The 18558-nt window shown below is 61.0% G+C and carries 16 protein-coding genes; 11 read left to right on the plus strand and 5 right to left on the minus strand.

What is annotated here, in order from left to right; translation table 11 throughout:
- Nucleotides 1–33: 33 nt before the first annotated feature.
- Both AWM79_RS10260 and AWM79_RS10265 read left to right on the plus strand, forming a co-directional pair.
- Nucleotides 34–2358, plus strand: coding sequence for a fimbria/pilus outer membrane usher protein (locus AWM79_RS10260; RefSeq protein ID WP_060782764.1), 2325 nt, complete (start codon nt 34–36; stop codon nt 2356–2358).
- Between the two features lie 46 nt (nt 2359–2404).
- Nucleotides 2405–3343: a Csu type fimbrial protein gene (locus tag AWM79_RS10265; protein WP_244159632.1), complete on the plus strand. Its 939-nt coding sequence runs from the start codon at nt 2405–2407 to the stop codon at nt 3341–3343.
- A gap of 86 nt (nt 3344–3429) precedes the next feature.
- Here the strand turns inward: AWM79_RS10265 and AWM79_RS10270 are convergent, their stop codons facing one another.
- The gene (locus AWM79_RS10270; protein WP_060782766.1) at nt 3430–4077 is read right to left on the minus strand and encodes a carboxymuconolactone decarboxylase family protein; all 648 of its coding nucleotides are present in this window, start codon (nt 4075–4077) and stop codon (nt 3430–3432) included.
- Nucleotides 4078–4227: 150 nt separating this feature from the next.
- Between AWM79_RS10270 and AWM79_RS10275 the strand changes: the two genes are divergently transcribed.
- From AWM79_RS10275 to AWM79_RS26070, 3 genes are all read left to right on the plus strand, one after another.
- Nucleotides 4228–5220: a hypothetical protein gene (locus tag AWM79_RS10275; RefSeq protein WP_017131767.1), complete on the plus strand. Its 993-nt coding sequence runs from the start codon at nt 4228–4230 to the stop codon at nt 5218–5220.
- 195 nt (nt 5221–5415) lie between these two features.
- A complete protein-coding gene (locus AWM79_RS10280) occupies nt 5416–6006 on the plus strand; it encodes a hypothetical protein (protein ID WP_026013152.1) in 591 nt (196 codons plus the stop codon).
- A gap of 43 nt (nt 6007–6049) precedes the next feature.
- Complete coding sequence (locus AWM79_RS26070) at nt 6050–6253, plus strand: GNAT family N-acetyltransferase (protein ID WP_143063290.1); 204 nt, start codon at nt 6050–6052, stop codon at nt 6251–6253.
- Here the strand turns inward: AWM79_RS26070 and uvrB are convergent.
- Together uvrB and AWM79_RS10290 are read right to left on the minus strand one after the other, a co-directional pair.
- Nucleotides 6166–8181 carry an excinuclease ABC subunit UvrB gene (gene uvrB / locus AWM79_RS10285; protein ID WP_017131769.1) on the minus strand — a complete coding sequence of 672 codons (2016 nt, stop codon included), beginning with the start codon at nt 8179–8181 and terminating at the stop codon, nt 6166–6168. The two genes, AWM79_RS26070 and uvrB, sit on opposite strands and share 88 nt — an antisense overlap.
- A gap of 14 nt (nt 8182–8195) precedes the next feature.
- Nucleotides 8196–8387, minus strand: coding sequence for a hypothetical protein (locus AWM79_RS10290; protein WP_017131770.1), 192 nt, complete (start codon nt 8385–8387; stop codon nt 8196–8198).
- Nucleotides 8388–8505: 118 nt separating this feature from the next.
- Between AWM79_RS10290 and AWM79_RS10295 the strand changes: the two genes are divergently transcribed.
- The 3 genes from AWM79_RS10295 to AWM79_RS10305 all read left to right on the plus strand — a co-directional run bounded on the left by AWM79_RS10295 (nt 8506) and on the right by AWM79_RS10305 (nt 12049).
- On the plus strand, nt 8506–9702 hold the full coding sequence (locus AWM79_RS10295; protein WP_026013153.1) for an amino acid aminotransferase: 1197 nt from the start codon (nt 8506–8508) through the stop codon (nt 9700–9702).
- A gap of 281 nt (nt 9703–9983) precedes the next feature.
- On the plus strand, nt 9984–10733 hold the full coding sequence (locus tag AWM79_RS10300) for a sulfite exporter TauE/SafE family protein (RefSeq protein WP_017131772.1): 750 nt from the start codon (nt 9984–9986) through the stop codon (nt 10731–10733).
- Nucleotides 10734–10837: 104 nt separating this feature from the next.
- Entirely contained in the window at nt 10838–12049 is a 1212-nt protein-coding gene (locus AWM79_RS10305) for a winged helix-turn-helix domain-containing protein (RefSeq protein WP_060782767.1), read from the plus strand.
- A 69-nt stretch (nt 12050–12118) separates the two neighbouring features.
- On the opposite strand, the gene AWM79_RS10310 is transcribed toward AWM79_RS10305, so the two are convergent.
- Nucleotides 12119–13465 (minus strand): class II 3-deoxy-7-phosphoheptulonate synthase, encoded by a 1347-nt coding sequence (locus AWM79_RS10310; protein ID WP_017131774.1) that lies wholly within the window; start codon nt 13463–13465, stop codon nt 12119–12121.
- A 155-nt stretch (nt 13466–13620) separates the two neighbouring features.
- On the opposite strand from AWM79_RS10310, the gene AWM79_RS10315 reads away from it, so the two are divergent.
- From AWM79_RS10315 to AWM79_RS10325, 3 genes are all read left to right on the plus strand, one after another.
- Nucleotides 13621–14376, plus strand: a complete 756-nt coding sequence (locus AWM79_RS10315) for a spermidine synthase (RefSeq protein WP_017131775.1) — start codon at nt 13621–13623, stop codon at nt 14374–14376.
- A 316-nt stretch (nt 14377–14692) separates the two neighbouring features.
- Nucleotides 14693–16366, plus strand: coding sequence for a DEAD/DEAH box helicase (locus AWM79_RS10320; RefSeq protein ID WP_017131776.1), 1674 nt, complete (start codon nt 14693–14695; stop codon nt 16364–16366).
- 280 nt (nt 16367–16646) lie between these two features.
- A complete protein-coding gene (locus AWM79_RS10325; protein ID WP_017131777.1) occupies nt 16647–17306 on the plus strand; it encodes a thiopurine S-methyltransferase in 660 nt (219 codons plus the stop codon).
- Nucleotides 17307–17356: 50 nt separating this feature from the next.
- On the opposite strand, the gene htpX is transcribed toward AWM79_RS10325, so the two are convergent.
- Complete coding sequence (gene htpX, locus AWM79_RS10330; RefSeq protein WP_017131778.1) at nt 17357–18244, minus strand: protease HtpX; 888 nt, start codon at nt 18242–18244, stop codon at nt 17357–17359.
- Nucleotides 18245–18558: the final 314 nt, after the last annotated feature.

Here is an 18558-nt window from a genome sequence, read left to right on the forward strand (position 1 = left end):
GTGAGCTGAGTGTGGGCTCGTCTTATCCCCTTTATGCCATGGATCGCGGTGGGCTACTGCTCGCTGGTATTCATGCCTCGGGTGGGTGCCGGGGAGCTGCCGCCACCGCCCGCCGGCCTGGAAGCCATGGGCGATGCGCAGCTATACCTTGAACTATTGGTCAACCAAATGGACACCGGCAAGGTCGTCGTCGTCAACCAACGGGAGGACCAATTGTTCCTGGCGGCCTCCGATCTCCAGGCGATCGGCATGAAGCTGCCGCCATCGGTGTCCGCCGAAGTAGCCCTCGACCATCTGCCGGGCCTGCACAGTGAGTACGACAGCCAGGGCCAACGTCTGCTGCTGACGGTACCGGCGCACTGGCTGCCGGCACAGTTTCTCGGTAATCGCCAGGTCTATCCACGCACCGAGGCAATGACCAGCTTCGGTGCCCTGCTCAACTATGAGTTGTACCTCAATGACACCGATAATACCGATACTTACCTGGCAGCCTGGAACGAGGTGCGGGTGTTCGACACTTGGGGGACGTTGTCCAATACCGGACAGTACCGCCGGGGGTTCGGCGCGAACTCAGGCAACGGGTTGAACAACGGTTATCTGCGTTACGACACCACGTGGCGTTATTCCGACGATGAACGCCTTCTGACCTACGAAGCCGGCGACCTGGTCAGCGGCGCCTTGCCCTGGAGCAACTCGGTGCGTCTGGGCGGGGTGCAACTGTCGCGCGACTTCGGCGTGCGCCCAGACTTGGTGACCTATCCGTTGCCGCAGTTCGCCGGGGAGGCGGCGGTACCTTCATCGGTGGATTTGTTTATCAACGGCTTCAAGTCGTCCAGCGACAATGTTCAGCCCGGCCCCTACACGTTGACCAATATCCCTTTCATCAACGGTGCGGGGGAGGCGGTAGTGGTGACCACCGATGCCCTTGGGCGGCAAGTGTCCACCACGGTGCCGTTCTACGTCACCAGTACCCTGCTGCAAGAGGGGTTGTCGGACTTTTCGGTGGCCGCCGGTAACTTACGCCGGGACTATGCCCAGCGGGATTTCGGTTACGGCTCGGGTGTGACCTCTGCTAGCTTACGCTATGGCCTGAGCGACAGCTTCACCCTGGAAAGCCATGCTGAAGCAGCCAGTGAACTGACCCTCGGCGGTGTCGGCGGCAATCTGCGTCTGAGTCATTTCGGTGTATTCAACGGCGCCATCAGCCAGAGCCGTTTCGACGGTCGCCAGGGTCGGCAAGTCAGCTTGGGCTACCAATACAGCAGCCAGCACTACAGCCTGTCTTATCAGCGAATCGAACGTCACGACCAGTATGCCGATCTGACGGTGATCGACACCTCCTATGTCAGCCTGAGCAAACGTAGCGAGCAGCTCACGGCCAGCCTCAATCTTGGCGGTTGGGGGAGCTTGGGCACCGGTTATTTCGATATTCGTGCGGCCGATGAATCCCGTACCCGGTTACTCAATCTGACCTGGACCCGGCCGCTGTTGGGCGGCAGCAGTTTCTACCTATCGGCCAACCGCGCAATTGGCGACAGCCACTGGGCGACGCAGGCCCAGGTGGTGATCCCTTTCGACCTCAACGGCAGCCTGAGCATGAGTGTCGAGCGTGACAAGAACGGGATGAGTCGCGAGCGGATCCATTACAGTCGCTCCGTCCCCACTCAGGGCGGCGTGGGCTACACCCTCGGTTACGCCCATGGTTCGGGGGCCGATTACCGTCAGGCCGACCTGACCTGGCGCTTGCAGTCGGTGCAATTGCAAGCCGGCGTCTACGGCGGCAGCGATACCCAGACGCGTTGGGCCGATGCCAGCGGTTCGCTGGTGTGGATGGACAAGCAGGTGTTCGCGGCCAATCGTATCAACGACGCGTTTGTGGTGGTCAGCACCGACGGTTACTCCAAGGTTCCGGTTCGTTATGAAAACCAGTTGGTGGGCGAGACCGACAAGTCCGGGCGCCTGCTGGTGCCCTGGAGCAGCGGCTACTACCGCGGCAAATACGAAATCGATCCGCTGAACCTGCCGGCCAACGTCCAGAGTTCGACCGTGGAGCAGCGCGTGGCGGTTCGGCGCGGTGGCGGCTACCTGCTGGCTTTCCCATTGAAGCGGATTATTGCCGCCAGCATCGTTCTGGTGGATGCCCGCAATCAACCGCTGCCGCTGGGTGCCCATGTATTCCATGAGCAGACCGGAGCGTCGGCGGTGGTGGGTTGGGATGGCCTGGTTTATCTGGAGAACCTGGCATTGCGCAATAGCCTGGAAGTGAGCCTGGTCGACGGCGGCAGCTGCCGAGTGCAGTTCAGCATGCCGGAGTCCGCCGAGCAGGTGCCGCTGATCGGTCCGTTGGTCTGTCGATAGACACGGGAGGTGTCGAGTGAAGGTGTGCTGTCTGTGGGGTCTATTGTTGAGCGGGTTAGTGTCGCAGGCCCAGGCGCTGTGCTCGGTGACCGACACAACGCCGGCGGGCTTTGGCCCGGTGAGTTCGATTCTGGTGCGCACCACGGCGCAATCGACCTCGAGCACCAACGCCGGGTTGAAGTGTAGCGGTTCGCTGCTGACCCTGCTGTCCCTCAACGATCACTTCTATGCCACCATCACTTCCAGTACCGCTGGCATGGTCGGTCCCACCGGCGACGTCATCAACTACAACCTCTATGCTATCAATAACACGGGTGCGGCCTACCTGATTGCCCGGAACACGCGCTATGATTTTGCCCGTAATGGGATCATTGATCTGCTGGGACTGCTCGGTGGATCGACGCCAAAAACCGTGCCGATCTATCTGAGGACGATCATCGGCGGTAACGTTGCGGCGGGAATCTACACGGAGACCCTGAGCATCTACTGGGATTGGGACTACTGCTCCGGTATCGGTGCGCTGGGTATCTGCCTGGGACGTGACACCGGCACCGGGACAGCCATCCTGACGGTGAACATGACCGTCAACAACGACTGTACGATCAGCGCACCGAATATCAGTTTCGGTGGCGCGCCGGTGATCAGTGCCTTCGGTACGATCAACCAGACCATCAATGTGTCGTGTACCAAGGGCAGCCCGTACACAGTCGGTCTGGACCCCGGCCAGAACACCAGCGGCGGTCGGCGGCGGATGGTCTCGGCAGGCAACTTTCTTTCCTACGACATCTTCAAGAGCGCTGGAACCACAGTTTGGGGCAATGTCGGCTCGGCCCGGCGTTCGAGCAACGATGCTGAAGTCAACCCTGGCAATGGTCTGGGCCTGGGCAGCCAGGTGTTCAACTATAACGCCAAGGTCTACGCCGACCAGAATACGCCGCCAGCCGGAGTCTATACTGACAACGTGATTCTGGATGTGGGCTTCTGAGCCGATACCCTGGTGACACCCGCTGCTCATTTTGCGGTGAGTGGGATTATCGGCGTGCTGCACTGCTGTGGCCGGTGCGTCAAGTCCTACTCTGGAGTGAACAGCACCACGGCGACTACCTGTTCGCCGTCGACGCGAACTTGCAGTACGCCGCGCGGGGCGGGATGACCTTTCTGGTAGCACTCCACCAGTACCCGGTCCGCCGCCGTGGCGCTCACTTGCAGTTGATGAGGTTTGCCCAGCAGGGCCCGCGCTTGGGGTGAGATCGGCAAGTGGCTGCGATTTTCCCGCACCGCCTCACAGAATGCCAACACCACCGCTCTCGGGGGGCTGGCGGGTGGCGAGACCATACCTGCTTCGGCGAACAGGCGGTTGAGCTGGTCGGCGGTTGCCACGGCTCTGGGAAAACCGCAGAACGCTGCCGTCTGTAACAGCAGCTCGGCGTATTCGCCCGCCGCCAGTCCCGATGCCAGACCGGTCTGGAAATGCACGCTGAGCGGGGGGCCAACCATGCCCGCCGCAACGATGGCAGCGAAGCTTGCGGCTTCGCGCAAGCGGGGATCGAGGCCGGGGCGCTCGTGCAGATGACCGTAGACGACGCCGACCGCCAACTCAGCCAGTGCCGGTGCGCTATGAAACAGCGCATCCAAACGGGCGCCGCCATCAGGCACCCACTCGATAAATTGTTTACGGCCTTCACGGTAAAGTTCTGTCACGGGGTCCTTGCCGTTCATGGTGGGTCCTCTGCGAAAAATAAGGGTTCGCGTCGTTGACAGCGGAGCATCGACGGATAGGAGCCTAGTCAATCTCGCGGAAAAATGCTTTCGCAACCCTGTTTTACCACTACATTGACGGGTTTGAGCGAACGGTTCGAGAGAGGGTGTATGCCGAGGTTTTACGACGCACGCGGGAATATCTATGCCGTGGCCAGTCCTGCTGAAGTGCGCGGTCTGGGCCTCGCTGTGCCGGCGGATCCGGCATTGGCGGCCTCGTTGCGCACGGCTTGGAGCGCGGAGGCGGTGGCGGCGCTGTGCGGCTGGGACGCTCAAGCGTCCGGCCGAGGCGGTAAGCACCATCGTTCCGATGGCTTGCTGGTGGGGCCGTTCCAGTCCGAAGCACCGTTCGATCTGTTGATCGTCAATACCGATGGCACCCTGGCGGAGCGCAGCGGCAACGGCTTGACGATTTTCGCTCAGGCCATGGCCGAGAGTGGCTTGCTGTCGCCTCGGGAAAGTTGCCTTTTGCGGGTCCATCATGATCAACCTGGCAGCCACTCTCCCGTAGTGACAGCGGTCGAGCCGGCACAGATCGAGGGGATCCACGGCTTCTGGCTGGCGCTGGGCAAACCGGCCTTCGGTCCGGTGGCGGTCGCTGCGGTAAGTGAAAAGGAGACCGAATTGAATGGCCGCCGCTTGAGCCATGTCACTGGCCTGGCGAATCTGCACGCTGCCTGGCAGCACAGCCAGTTCGTGCGGATCGGCAATCCCCATTGCGTGACGCTGGTCGATCAGGTTTCAGCGCTACCGAGCAATGCGCAGATGCTTGGGCCGGCTCTGGAGCCGGGGTTGACCGCGATTGCCTTTGCGCCGCCCGTGGGCGCTGGAGAACCTTGCCCGGCCGGCGTCAATTTGCAGTGGGCGGCGCTCGAGGGAGCTGGGCACCTGCAGGCCCGGGTGTTCGAGCGTGGCGAAGGGCCGACCGCGTCCTCGGGAACCAGCGCCAGTGCCGTGGCCTGTGCGGCTTGGCGGGTTGGCTGGGTCACGGCGGGCGAAGTCCGGGTCAGCATGCCCGGTGGCACCGCGCCGATTCGCCTGGTGGTGCAAGCGGGTGAGCTGCAGAGTGTCCATCTGTTTGGGGCTGCCCGGCGCGAGGGCTGACGACCGGCATAGGGTCGACCCGACTCCGACACCGGGATCGGATTCCCCCCGCCTGCCACGGCTCGGTTGTGCTCTTGTCCGGTCTGGGCGGTTTTGGCTTGAATGAGTCGATGGGGTGAAGGCCAATAACAGCCTCGCCCGAATCGGGCCGTGGAGACGGACCCGAGTTTTCGAATCGTTCAAAGGGAATTCATGATGAGAGCTGTCAGAGGTTTATTCAGTACATTGCTGTGCGCAGGTCTGGTTGTCACGGCTGGTATCACCCACGCGCAGTTGGGACCCGGTTTGGAGTCCAGGGAAAGGATCGCCGCATCTTCCACCGCCACCGATGGCATCGAGTCCACCCCGGCGGAGCTGTTGGTGGGCAATCGCACCGATTATTTTTCCTGCTCGGTGGGCCGCTTCCGCGGCGAGCTGGAGGCCAGGGTGGTGTTCGCCTCTGCCGGCAGCACCGCGTACTTCGATGTCAGTGCCGTGCGGTACCGGATTGTCCGCAGCGACGGCCAGGGCGGCGGCAACAAGGCCAATATCAATTTTCACCTGGATACGTTGAACCGGCAGGGGGTGGTCAGGGGCAGTGATGTCTATCACTCGCCGGACTCATTGAAACAGGATGGTAGTTGGCACATGCTCGACATCAACCGGATTGTGCGCACGGATTATCAAGGGGCGGTGACGTTCGAATTCGTCTTCGACCGCTCCAAGGCCGCCGATACCCGTTGCGCGGCCCACAAGACCTACCAGTGGGCCGGGGCTTCCGCCGCGCTTTCCTCCACCACCGATTGAGTGGCCGGCATCCGGGTGCAGATCCGCGAGCCTGTAGTCTAACGTGGCGCTCAGCCCGGAATATCGAGGGTGCGGGCTGGGCCGGGGGTTGATGGCATTCGCCGAACAGGCTGCGCTCGATGCGGATATAGGCATGGGTGTGGGCCTGCTCGTGCCGGTCTACACCGTCAGCAAACGCTCACGCAGCTTGCCGATTTCGTCGCGCATCTGGGCAGCCGCTTCGAACTCCAGGTTGCGGGCCAGTTGATACATCTTTTCTTCCAACTGGCGAATGCGCTTGGTGATCTCGCTCGGCGAACGCAGTTCGTTTTCGTAGCGGGCGTTTTCCTCGGCAGCCTTGGCCATGCCCTTGCGCTTCTTGCTGCGCGAGCCGGGCACGGTGGCGCCTTCCATGATATCGGCGACATCCTTGAACACCCCTTTGGGGGTGATGCCATTGGCCAGGTTGAACGCGATTTGCTTATCGCGACGGCGCTCGGTTTCACCGATGGCGCGTTCCATGGAGCCGGTCATCCGGTCAGCGTAGAGGATCGCCCGGCCATTGAGGTTGCGCGCGGCGCGACCGATGGTCTGGATCAGCGAACGTTCGGAACGCAGGAAGCCTTCCTTGTCCGCATCGAGGATGGCCACCAGCGAGACTTCCGGCATGTCCAGGCCTTCGCGCAGCAGGTTGATCCCCACCAGTACATCGAAAGCACCCAAGCGCAAGTCGCGGATGATCTCCACCCGCTCCACGGTGTCGATGTCCGAGTGCAGGTAACGCACGCGCACGCCATGGTCGGCGAGGTAGTCGGTCAGGTCCTCGGCCATGCGCTTGGTCAGGGTCGTGACCAGTACCCGTTCTTCCACGGCCACGCGCTTGGCAATTTCCGAGAGCAGGTCGTCGACCTGGGTCAGCGCCGGACGGATTTCCACTTGCGGGTCCACCAGGCCAGTGGGGCGTACCACTTGTTCGACGACTCGCCCAGCGTGTTCGGCCTCGTAGTTGCCAGGGGTCGCGGAAACGAAAATGGTCTGCGGGCTGATGGCCTCCCACTCGTCGAAGCGCATCGGTCGGTTATCCAGTGCCGAGGGCAGACGGAAGCCGTACTCCACCAGGGTTTCCTTGCGCGAGCGGTCGCCCTTGTACATGGCGCCGACCTGCGGAACGCTGACGTGGGATTCGTCGATCACCAGCAGCGCGTCGGCGGGCAGGTAATCGTAGAGAGTCGGTGGTGGTGCGCCGGATTCACGGCCAGAGAGGTAGCGCGAGTAGTTTTCGATGCCGTTGCAGTAACCCAGTTCGAGGATCATCTCCAGGTCGAAACGGGTGCGTTGCTCAAGGCGCTGAGCTTCCACTAGCTTGTTGTTGTTGCGTAGGTATTCCAGGCGTTCCTGCAATTCCAGCTTGATCTCATCGATGGCGCCGAGCAGGGTTTCCCGTGGCGTCACGTAGTGGCTCTTCGGGTAGAACGTGAAACGCGGCAGTTTGCGGATGACTTCGCCGGTCAGCGGGTCGAAGGCCGAGAGGCTTTCCACTTCATCGTCGAACAGCTCGATGCGAATCGCCTCAAGGTCCGATTCGGCCGGGTAGACGTCGATCACGTCGCCGCGCACGCGAAAAGTGGCACGGGCGAAGTCCATGTCGTTGCGGGTGTATTGCAGGTCGGCCAGGCGGCGTAGCAGGGCGCGCTGGTCGAGCTTGTCGCCACGGTCCACGTGCAGGACCATCTTCAGGTAAGTCTCGGGGCTGCCGAGGCCGTAGATGCAGGATACCGTGGTGACGATGATCGCGTCCTTGCGCTCCAGCAGAGCCTTGGTCGCCGACAGGCGCATCTGTTCGATATGGTCGTTGATCGAGGCATCCTTCTCGATAAAGGTATCGGATGAGGGCACGTAGGCTTCTGGCTGGTAGTAGTCGTAGTAGGACACGAAGTACTCGACAGCGTTGTTCGGAAAAAACGCCTTGAATTCGCCATACAACTGCGCCGCCAGGGTCTTGTTCGGGGCCAGCACCAAAGTGGGGCGTTGTACCTGGGCAATCACATTGGCGATGCTGAAGGTCTTGCCCGAGCCGGTCACCCCAAGCAGGGTCTGATGGGCCAGGCCAGCCTCGATGCCTTCGACCATCTGGCGGATTGCCTCGGGCTGGTCGCCGGCGGGCTGGAAGCGGGTGACGAGCTGGAATTGGGACATAACGTACCTCTGGGTCACGCCTGCCCGGCAAGCCGCGCAGCAACGAAAAAGATCGCCTGCAACAGCAGGTTGCAGGGAAAAAGCATGATAAGCCTAGATGTGGTGTTGCGTCCGACGGCTTTCAAGGCAAACGCCTGTCGGACGTTAATGTTGCATTTCGATTGGCGGTCGTAAAATAAATCAAAAAACTTGCTGGAATCCGGCATTAGTCGGTCGCCCTTGCCGGTTATGGGCTCTATACTAGCTCCCCGTTTGTGCACCGCTCTAGTGCAATCGGCCGGAGCGTTGTCACCCCCTCCACCCCCATTCAGAGCTGACGCAATAATGAGCCTGTTCTCCGCTGTTGAAATGGCACCACGCGATCCTATCCTGGGCCTCAACGAAGCATTCAATGCCGATACCCGTACCGACAAAGTCAACCTGGGGGTGGGTGTTTATTGCGACGAAAGTGGGAAAATTCCGCTGTTGCGTGCGGTTGCCGACGCCGAGACCCAGCGCGTGGCGCAGCATGCTTCTCGTGGCTACTTGCCGATCGACGGTATCGCCGCCTACGACAAAGCTGTCCAAACCTTGCTGTTCGGTGAAGGCTCGCCGTTGATCGCCGCCGGTCGCGTGCTCACTACTCAAGCGGTCGGTGGTACCGGCGCATTGAAGATCGGCGCCGATTTCCTCAAGCAGTTGCTGCCCAACGCGACCGTCGCCATCAGCGACCCGAGCTGGGAAAATCACCGTGCGCTGTTCGAAGCCGCTGGTTTCCCGGTACAGAACTATCGCTACTACGATGCCGCGAGCAACGGGGTGAACCGTGCAGGTCTGCTTGATGACCTCAATGCGCTGCCGGCCAAGTCGATTGTTGTGTTGCACGCCTGCTGCCACAACCCGACCGGTGTCGACCTGACTCCGGCCGACTGGCTGGACGTTCTGGAAGTGATCAAGTCCAAGGATCTGGTACCGTTCCTGGATATGGCTTATCAGGGCTTTGGTGATGGCATCGACGAGGACGCCGCCGCTGTGCGCCTGTTCGCCGAGTCTGGGCTGACGTTCTTTGTCTCCAGCTCGTTCTCCAAGTCGTTCTCGTTGTACGGCGAGCGTGTCGGCGCGCTGTCGATTGTCAGCGAATCGAAAGAAGAAACCGCCCGTGTCCTGTCCCAGGTCAAGCGTGTGATCCGCACCAACTACTCCAACCCGCCGACCCACGGTGCCAGCATCGTCGCGGCTGTGCTGAACAACCCTGAGCTGCGTGCCCAGTGGGAATCGGAGCTGGCTGAAATGCGCCTGCGGATTCGCGGCATGCGCATGCAGATGGTCGACCTGCTGGCTCAGTACGGCGCCAAGCGTGACTTCAGCTTTGTCGGTCGCCAGCGGGGGATGTTCTCCTACTCCGGCCTGACGGTGGAGCAGGTGGCACGCCTGAAGAACGAGTTCGGCATCTACGCGCTGGATACCGGGCGTATCTGCGTGGCATCGTTGAACCAGCGCAATATCGAAGCGGTGGTGAAGGCGATTGTCCAGGTGATCTGATTGTCGGGTCCGGAAAAATAGGTTTACCTCTGCTTCAGTCTCCAGACGCCCGATGCACCACATCGGGCGTCTGGTATTTCAAGGATGCATGCGACGGCTGTTGATTGTAGATAAGGACCGATCCCATCCAGCCTTTTCAGCGCAGCCATCAATTGGGCTGTGTGGCAGCCGAACTTAAGCTAACTGTTTGTGCGAGATTGGCATCGCCATCGCGCATTGTGGTGCGTTTGCACGTTAGAGCGGACTGTGTGGCATGAAGGGTACCCAGTGGGGAGGCATCTGTGATCGAATGGGTTGAGTATCTGTTGCTGGGCGTCGTGATGGGCGGGTTGGGAGGGGTATTCGGCATCGGTGGCGGCATGGTCGCGATTCCGGTACTGGGTATTTTGTTCGGTCTCGACCAGCAGTTGGCCCAGGGCACGGCGTTGGTCATGGTGGTACCGAATGTGGTGCTGGCGTTGTATCGCTATCACCAGCGCAATCGCATCGAACTGCGCCATGCGCTGCCGCTGGTACTAATGAGTTTTTGTTTTGCCTGGTTGGGCGCTCTTTGGGCGGTCGGCTTGGATCCGCGCAGCATGCGCCTGGGGTTTGTCGGTTTTCTGCTGGCCCTGGCGCTGTTCTATCTGGTGCGGCTGTTCATGGTGCAATCCCCGGTGTCGGCGCACCTGCGTTACCCGTGGCCATGGTTGGGTGTGTTGGGCGCGGCATCGGGGACCATGGGCGGGGTGTTCGGGGTCGGCGGGGCGGTGGTGGCCACGCCGTTCCTGACCAGTGTCTTCGGTACGTCACAGGTGGTGGCCCAGGGTTTGTCGTTGGCTTTGGCATTGCCGAGCACCTGCGTCACGCTGGTGACTTACGCGGCGCATAACCAGGTAAACTGGCACATGGGTATCCCCATGGCCATCGGTGGCCTGATGAGTATCGGTTGGGGGGTGAAAGTGGCCTATGCCTTGCCCGAGAAAGTCCTGCGTGGCCTGTTTTGCGTTTACCTGGTACTCGGTGCGCTGTTGCTCGGCTTTAAAGTTTGAGACCTTCGACGATGTGTGCGGCCAGGCACTCGATGCTTGGGGACGATGGCGCATGAGCAGGATGGGGCGCTTGCGCTAGCTTGTGGGTTTACCAGGAGGCATGCATGCCCGCGGACCTGTCTTTTTCATTGCCGCAAGCCCGGCGCCTGGCGCTGGCCGCCCAGGGGTTCCAGGGGCGCAGGGTCACGGTGCCGATCAAGCCATTGCAAATCAATCGGTTGATCGAACGCTTGGGGGTCTTGCAGATCGATTCGGTCAATGCCCTGGTGCGCTCTCATTACTTGCCGCTGTTTTCCCGTCTTGGCAACTATTCGTTCGAGCTGCTCGATCAGGCGGCCTGGAGTCAGGGGCGGCGACGCACCCTGTTCGAATACTGGGGGCATGAAGCCTCGCTGCTACCGATGTCGCTGTATCCGCTCATGCGCTGGCGCATGGCGCGAGCCTCCCGAGGCGAGGGAATCTATCAACAGATGGCGCGCTTCGGTCGTGAGCAGCAGGCGACCATTCGTCGGGTCCTGGCGCTGGTTGAGGAACGGGGCGCGCTGGGGGCGGGCAGCCTGTCGAGTCGCGAGGAAAAGGCCGGCCCTTGGTGGGACTGGAGCGCCGAGAAGCACGCGTTGGAGTGGTTATTCGCTGCCGGTGAGGTGACGGTGGCCGGGCGCCGGGGGTTCGAGAGGCTCTACGATTTACCGGAACGGGTGATTCCCGCAGCGCTGCTCAGGCTGCCGCTGATCGATGAGGCCGAGGCCCAGCGCGGCTTGTTGCGCCAAGCGGCGACGGCCCTCGGAGTGGCGACCGAGAAGGATCTGCGCGACTATTTCCGCTTGGACCTGGCTGACAGCCGTGCGCGCCTGGCGGAGTTGGTCGAAGCGGGCGAGTTGCAGGTCGGCGAGGTGCGGGGCTGGCGCCAGCCGGTGTATTGTCTGGCAGGCATCAAGGTGCCGCGCCAGGTCGAAGCCAGCGCGTTGCTGTCGCCGTTCGACTCATTGATCTGGGAGCGCAGCCGTACTGAGCGGTTGTTCGACTTCCGCTATCGTCTGGAAATCTATACGCCGCAACACAAGCGGGTGTATGGCTACTATGTGCTGCCGTTCCTGCATGGCGAACGCATCGCCGCACGGCTGGACTTGCGCGCGGAACGGGCGCTCGGGCGCCTGGCGGTGCATGCCGTGCATGAGGAAGAGCAAGGGTTGGATGATGCGGGGATAGCGGCGCTGGCCGTCAGTTTGCGGCGACTGGCCGATTGGCTGGGCCTGGTGGACATCCAGCTCAACTGCCAACGGGTCAGTGCACAGCGGTTGCGGGGTTTGCTGTAAGTCGTTGGCTTGGCGCAATGCCTCGTGGTGAGCGAGCAAGCCGGCTCACCACGAAGGGATGTCGTGGGGTTAGCGCCGCACTTGCTTCAATGTCTCGGCAATCAGAAACGCCAACTCCAGCGACTGATCGGCATTCATCCGTGGATCGCAATGGGTGTGATAGCGATCCGACAGGCCATCTTCGGTGATCGGTCGCGCACCGCCGATGCACTCGGTGACATTCTGGCCGGTCATCTCGATATGAATCCCGCCGGCATAACTGCCTTCGGCCTGGTGTACTTGGAAGAACTGTTTTACCTCGTTGAGGATCTGCGCGAAATCGCGGGTCTTGTAGCCGCTGCTGGCTTTGATGGTGTTGCCGTGCATCGGGTCGCAGCTCCACAGCACCTTCTTGCCTTCGCTTTCCACGGCGCGAATCAGTTGTGGCAGGTGATCGCCGACCTTGTTCGCGCCCATGCGCACGATCAGGTTCAGGCGGCCAGGATCGTTGTCCGGGTTGAGGATATCGATCAGGCGGATCAGCTCGTCGGTGTTCATGCTCGGGCCGACCTTGACCCCGATCGGGTTGTTCACTCCACGCAGAAACTCTACATGGGCACCGTCGAGCTGACGGGTACGGTCGCCGATCCACAGCATATGGGCCGAGCAGTCGTAGTAGTCGTTGGTCAGGCTGTCGCGGCGGACAAAGGCTTCTTCGTAGTTCAGCAGCAGCGCCTCATGGGCCGTGAAGAAGCTGGTCTCGCGCAATTGTGGCGAGCCGTCCATGCCGCAGGCACGCATGAAGGCCAAGGTTTCATCGATGCGGTCGGCCAATTGGCTGTATTTCTCGGCCAGGGCCGAGTTGGCGATAAAGTCCAGGTTCCATTTGTGTACCTGGTGCAAGTCGGCGAAGCCGCCTTGGGCAAAAGCGCGCAGCAGGTTCAGGGTGGCGGTGGCCTGGTGATAGGACTGCAGCAGACGGTCGGGGTCCGGTACCCGACTTTTTTCATCGAAGCCGATGCCGTTGACGATATCGCCACGGTAAGCCGGCAAGGTCACGCCGTTGATGGTTTCGTCGTCGGCCGAGCGCGGCTTGGCGAACTGGCCGGCCATGCGCCCGACCTTGACCACCGGGCAGCCGGCGGCGAAGGTCATGACAATGGCCATCTGCAGCAGCACCTTGAAGGTGTCGCGAATCTTCGCGGCCGAGAACTCTGCGAAACTTTCCGCACAGTCGCCGCCCTGGAGCAGGAAGGCCCGGCCATGGGTCACTTCGGCGAACTGCCGGCGCAATTCGCGGGCTTCGCCGGCAAACACCAGCGGTGGATAGCTGGCCAGGCTTTGCTCGACACGCAGCAGGTGGGCGGCGTCCGGGTAATGAGGTTGCTGCTGGATCGGCAGGGCGCGCCAGCTATCGGGGCTCCAGGGTTGGCTCATCTATGAACTCTAGTGTTGACGGTCGAAGGCCCATGTTAACAGCAATTAGTACGTGACCTGCTCCTGTGGCTTGGCCGACAATCGGCGTTTTCCGCTCATTGTCGAGCGACTTGATTCATCGCGACGGCAGGGGCCGCTTGCGGCAAGGAGATGACATGTCCGAGGAGCGCGTCGAGCGCCTGCTGGCTGAAGTGCATGACGACTTCGGCATGATTCGCGTGCTGGAAGTGGACGATTACCGCTTTCTCGAATTTGGCGATGCGATCGAGCAGAGCTGCGTATTCACCGCCGAGCCCAGTTGGCTGGAGTATGACTATACCCGGGCCATGCTTATCGGCGCCTTGTGCCACGAACTGCCCGAGAGTGCGCTGTTCCTCGGGCTTGGGGCCGGGACGCTGACCCAGGCGTGCCTGAAGTTCCTGCCGCTGGAGGATGTCGAAGCCATCGAACTGCGCCCGGAAGTACCGCGTCTGGCCATCGAATACCTGGGGTTGGACGATGATCCACGGCTCTATATCCGTGTCGGCGATGCCGTCGAACTGCTGGAGACGGCGGAGTCGGCGGACTTGATCTTCGTCGACCTGTACACCGATGTCGGTCCGGGTGTGGGGCATCTCGCCTGGAGCTTCCTGGAAAACTGCCAGAAGAAACTCAATCCTGGCGGCTGGCTGGTGATTAACCAGTGGGCCACCGACGACGGCAAGCCATTGGGCGCCGCGCTGCTGCGGGGGTTGTACCACCGGCACTACTGGGAGTTGCCGGTGAAGGAGGGCAACGTCATCCTGATCATCCCGGCGGACCTGGATCAGGTGCTGGACCGGGATGCCTTGGCCGGTCGCGCCGACGAACTGGCGCCGCGCCTGGGATATTCGTTGCAGGCGCTGATCAAGGATATCCGCCCGGCGAGCTGAGAGGCTGCGGGCCGCCGATCCGCAAAGCCTGGAGCAGGCGGGCAATCGAGGGCTTTTGCCGATAAATAAATCTCCCTTTTTTCGCCAATTCCGGTATAGTGCGCGCCGGCCTTTAACCGGGCCGCGTTTAGGTAATGCAATTCCCCGAAGTCAGCTTCGGCTGCTGTTCGCCCTGCGAACTATCCTTGACGATTCTTTCATTCAATCGTTTTCGCAAATCCCCGCCGACAAAGCTGCCAGGGTGACTCTCAGAGTCTTACACGGCATGTGCGGCTTTGAAGCATGGGTCTTTGCGGATGCACTTAGAGGCAGACCCATGACCCAGGAAATCGGCGGCTTCGCCGCTCTTGAACTTCATCCCAATATTGTCGCTGCAGTAGTCGCTACCGGCTATGAAGAGCCTTCGGCCATTCAGCAGCAGTCAATTCCGATCATCCTTGCCGGTCACGACATGATTGGTCAGGCACAAACCGGTACCGGTAAAACGGCCGCTTTCGCCCTGCCTATCCTTCACCGCATCGATCCGTCCAAGCGCGAGCCGCAAGCTCTGATCCTGGCCCCAACCCGTGAGTTGGCGCTGCAAGTTGCAACCGCTTTCGAAACCTACGCCAAGCAGATGCCGGGCGTGACGGTCGTGGCTGTCTACGGCGGCGCGCCGATGGGCCCACAATTGAAAGCCATCCGGAACGGCGCACAGATCGTTGTCGCCACCCCGGGCCGTCTGTGCGACCACCTGCGTCGCGACGAAAAAGTCCTGGCGACCGTGAACCACCTGGTTCTCGACGAAGCCGACGAAATGCTCAAGCTGGGCTTCATGGATGACCTGGAAGTCATCTTCAAGGCCATGCCGGAAAGCCGTCAGACTGTCTTGTTCTCGGCCACCCTGCCGCAATCGATTCGTGCCATCGCCGAGCGTCACCTGCGCGATCCCAAGCACGTGAAGATCCAGAGCAAGACCCAGACTGTCACCGCGATCGAGCAGGCCCACCTGCTGGTTCACGCCGACCAGAAGACCTCGGCAGTGCTGAGCCTCCTGGAAGTCGAGGACTTCGACGCCCTGATTATGTTCGTGCGCACCAAGCAAGCGACCCTGGACCTGGCCGGTGCCCTGGAAGCCAAAGGCTACAAGGCTGCCGCGCTGAACGGCGACATTGCCCAGAACCAGCGTGAGCGCGTGATCGATTCCCTCAAGGATGGCCGCCTGGACATCGTCGTGGCTACCGACGTGGCGGCTCGTGGTCTGGACGTTCCACGCATTACCCACGTATTCAACGTGGACATGCCATACGATCCGGAATCCTACGTTCACCGTATTGGTCGTACCGGCCGTGCCGGTCGCGAAGGCCGTGCGCTGCTGCTGGTGACTCCGCGTGAGCGGCGCATGCTGCAAGTGATCGAGCGTGTGACCGGTCAGAAAGTTGCCGAAGTCCGTTTGCCGGATGCCCAGGCCGTTCTTGATGCCCGCATCAAGAAACTGACCAATAGCCTGTCGCCGCTGGTGGCCGATGCTGAATCGACCCACGGTGATCTGCTCGATCGTCTGACCGCCGATATCGGTTGCAGCCCACGTGCGCTGGCCGCAGCCCTGCTGCGCAAGGCTACCAATGGTCAAGCGCTGAACTTGGCCGCTATCGAGAAAGAGCGTCCACTGGTGCCGAACAATGCGCCACGTGGCGATCGTCCCGAGCGTTCGGGTGATCGTCCCGAGCGTAGCGATCGTGAGCGTCGTGCACCGATTCCGCTGGCTGAAGGCCGTGCTCGCTGCCGTACCGCGCTGGGCGCGCGCGACGGTATCGCCGCCAAGAACCTGCTGGGTGCGATCCTCAACGAGGGTGGCCTGGCGCGTGAAGCTATCGGTCGCATCCAAGTGCGCGACAGCTTCAGCCTGGTGGAATTGCCGGAAGATGGCCTGGAGCGGTTGCTGACCAAGCTGAAGGACACCCGTGTGGCCGGCAAGCAGCTCAAGCTGCGTCGCTATCGCGAAGATTGATCGATAGGCGCTGATCGATGCCGTGTTGATTGATCGATAAAAAATCCCCGAACTGGTTCGGGGATTTTTTTGTCTGCGATTCGGCTCTGGCGCTTCAGTCGAACTAACCGTACAGACCTTCGGCGCCCTCAGGGTAAGATCGGCGAATCGTGTGAGATAAACGAGCCTGAGAGCATAATGGAGGCCCCTCGCATTAAGGCGAGATTATTTTCGATCAGCTCATTAAGCTAAATCTAATAGAGGTTCTGACGGATTTTAATCGAATTTATTGAGGTAAATCATGCAGCCTGAGTTTTGGCACAAACGCTGGGAATTCAACCAGATTGGCTTTCATCTGGATCAGGTCAACCCTTGCCTGCAACGCTTCTGGCCTGAGCTGGCGCTGGAGCCCGAGGCGCAGGTGCTGGTGCCGCTTTGCGGCAAGAGCCTTGACCTGGCCTGGCTCGCGGCCCAGGGATTGCGGGTACGGGGAGTGGAGTTGTCGCAGAAGGCCGTGGAAGCTTTTTTCGCCGAACAGGCGCTCGTGCCCCAAGTACGCGAACACGGTGCCTTGCGGATCTACGAGGCAGGCTCGCTGGAACTCTGGTGCGGTGATTTTTTTGCCCTGACCGCCGCGGACGTCGCCGACTGCACCGCACTGTATGATCGTGCGGCGCTGATTGCCCTGCCGCCCGAGATGCGTGAGCGTTACGCGGCGCATCTGAGGCGTATCCTGCCGGGTGGTTGCCAGGGCTTATTGATTACCCTTGATTACGATCAAGCGCAACTCAAGGGCCCGCCTTTCGCGGTGCTCGATGATGAGGTTCGGCACTTGCTGGAACCACACTGGCAGTTACGGATGGAAGAAGAGCGGGATGTGCTCGACGGGAGTTGGAAGTTTCTTCAGGCGGGGGTAACGCGTCTGCAAGAGCGGGTGTACCGGTTAGAGAAGCGCCGCTGAAAACCACCAAGGGCGACCGATGGCCGCCCTTGGTGCGTACTTCGTGGCTGTCAGCCGCGACGATGCAGAGCGTCGATACGCTCTTCCAGCGGCGGGTGGCTCATGAACATCCTCGCCAGGCCCTGTTTCAGGCCGCCGTTGATGCCGAAAGCACTCAGGGTATCGGGCATGTGCACCGGCAGGCCCTGTTCGGAGCGCAGGCGTTGTAGCGCGCTGATCATCGCGGTGGTACCGGCCAGGCTGGCGCCGGCTTCGTCGGCGCGGAATTCGCGTTTGCGCGAGAACCACATGACGATGGCGCTGGCCAGGAAGCCCAGGACCAGTTCGGCGAAGATGGTCGCCACGTAATAGGCGATACCCTGGCCTTCTTCGTTCTTGAAGATGACCTTGTCAACAAAGTTACCGATGATCCGCGCGAAGAACATCACGAAAGTGTTCACCACGCCCTGCACCAGCGCCAGGGTGACCATGTCGCCATTGGCCACGTGGCCGATCTCGTGGGCCAGCACGGCCTTCACTTCATCGGGCGAGAAACGCTCCAGCAGACCTTGGCTGACGGCCACCAAGGCGTCGTTCTTGTTCCAGCCGGTGGCAAAGGCGTTTGCCTCGTAAGCGGGGAAAATGCCGACTTCCGGCATCTTGATCCCGGCTTCGCGAGACAGTTGCTCGACGGTCTGCAGCAACCATTGTTCATGGCGGGTGCGTGGCTGGGTAATGATTTGGGTACTGGTACTCATCTTCGCCATCCACTTGGAGATGAACAGCGAGAACAGCGAACCGGCGAAACCAAAGACCGCACAGAAGATCAGCAGCTGATTGAGGTTGAGATCAACCCCGTTGGCCGCCATGAACCCGTTGAAGCCGAAAAGGCTCAGGGTGATGCTGGCAATCAGCACGACCGCCAGGTTAGTGGCCAAGAACAGCAGGATGCGCATCATGGTTGAAAGTTTCTCCTCATCTAAAGATGTAGCGTCATGCGGGGTATATAAGGTGCCGTTAGTGCCTATTCAACCGGGTGATTATTTCAAACTGTGTCCTACAGCTCGATTCTAGAATCCTGCCAGTCATTTCCGAATCGCGGGAGCCGGTTTTTTCTCGCGCCAGCGCCTGCATCTACTTCGAAAGCCTTGCCGCAGAGCCGTTCAGAGCACCCTGCGGGACAGCTCGGCAAGTGACGCATGCGCATACAAAAAACAACCGATGAGAGAGAAACCACGCTGCCACTCTTTCCTGAATCGCAGCGGGTTGTAGG

The sequence above is a fragment of the Pseudomonas agarici genome, assembly GCF_001543125.1.
Classification (GTDB): domain Bacteria; phylum Pseudomonadota; class Gammaproteobacteria; order Pseudomonadales; family Pseudomonadaceae; genus Aquipseudomonas; species Aquipseudomonas agarici.

Excerpts from the sequence above, each read along its gene's own strand:
- AWM79_RS10260 (WP_060782764.1), top strand. The coding sequence starts at position 34 with ATGCCATGGATCGCGGTGGGCTACTGCTCGCTGGTATTCATGCCTCGG.
- AWM79_RS10270 (WP_060782766.1), bottom strand. The coding sequence starts at position 4,077 with ATGAACGGCAAGGACCCCGTGACAGAACTTTACCGTGAAGGCCGTAAA.
- AWM79_RS10275 (WP_017131767.1), top strand. The coding sequence starts at position 4,228 with ATGCCGAGGTTTTACGACGCACGCGGGAATATCTATGCCGTGGCCAGT.
- AWM79_RS10280 (WP_026013152.1), top strand. The coding sequence starts at position 5,416 with ATGAGAGCTGTCAGAGGTTTATTCAGTACATTGCTGTGCGCAGGTCTG.
- uvrB (WP_017131769.1), bottom strand. The coding sequence starts at position 8,181 with ATGTCCCAATTCCAGCTCGTCACCCGCTTCCAGCCCGCCGGCGACCAG.
- AWM79_RS10290 (WP_017131770.1), bottom strand. The coding sequence starts at position 8,387 with ATGCCGGATTCCAGCAAGTTTTTTGATTTATTTTACGACCGCCAATCG.
- AWM79_RS10295 (WP_026013153.1), top strand. The coding sequence starts at position 8,506 with ATGAGCCTGTTCTCCGCTGTTGAAATGGCACCACGCGATCCTATCCTG.
- AWM79_RS10305 (WP_060782767.1), top strand. The coding sequence starts at position 10,838 with ATGCCCGCGGACCTGTCTTTTTCATTGCCGCAAGCCCGGCGCCTGGCG.
- AWM79_RS10310 (WP_017131774.1), bottom strand. The coding sequence starts at position 13,465 with ATGAGCCAACCCTGGAGCCCCGATAGCTGGCGCGCCCTGCCGATCCAG.
- AWM79_RS10315 (WP_017131775.1), top strand. The coding sequence starts at position 13,621 with ATGTCCGAGGAGCGCGTCGAGCGCCTGCTGGCTGAAGTGCATGACGAC.
- AWM79_RS10320 (WP_017131776.1), top strand. The coding sequence starts at position 14,693 with ATGACCCAGGAAATCGGCGGCTTCGCCGCTCTTGAACTTCATCCCAAT.
- AWM79_RS10325 (WP_017131777.1), top strand. The coding sequence starts at position 16,647 with ATGCAGCCTGAGTTTTGGCACAAACGCTGGGAATTCAACCAGATTGGC.
- htpX (WP_017131778.1), bottom strand. The coding sequence starts at position 18,244 with ATGATGCGCATCCTGCTGTTCTTGGCCACTAACCTGGCGGTCGTGCTG.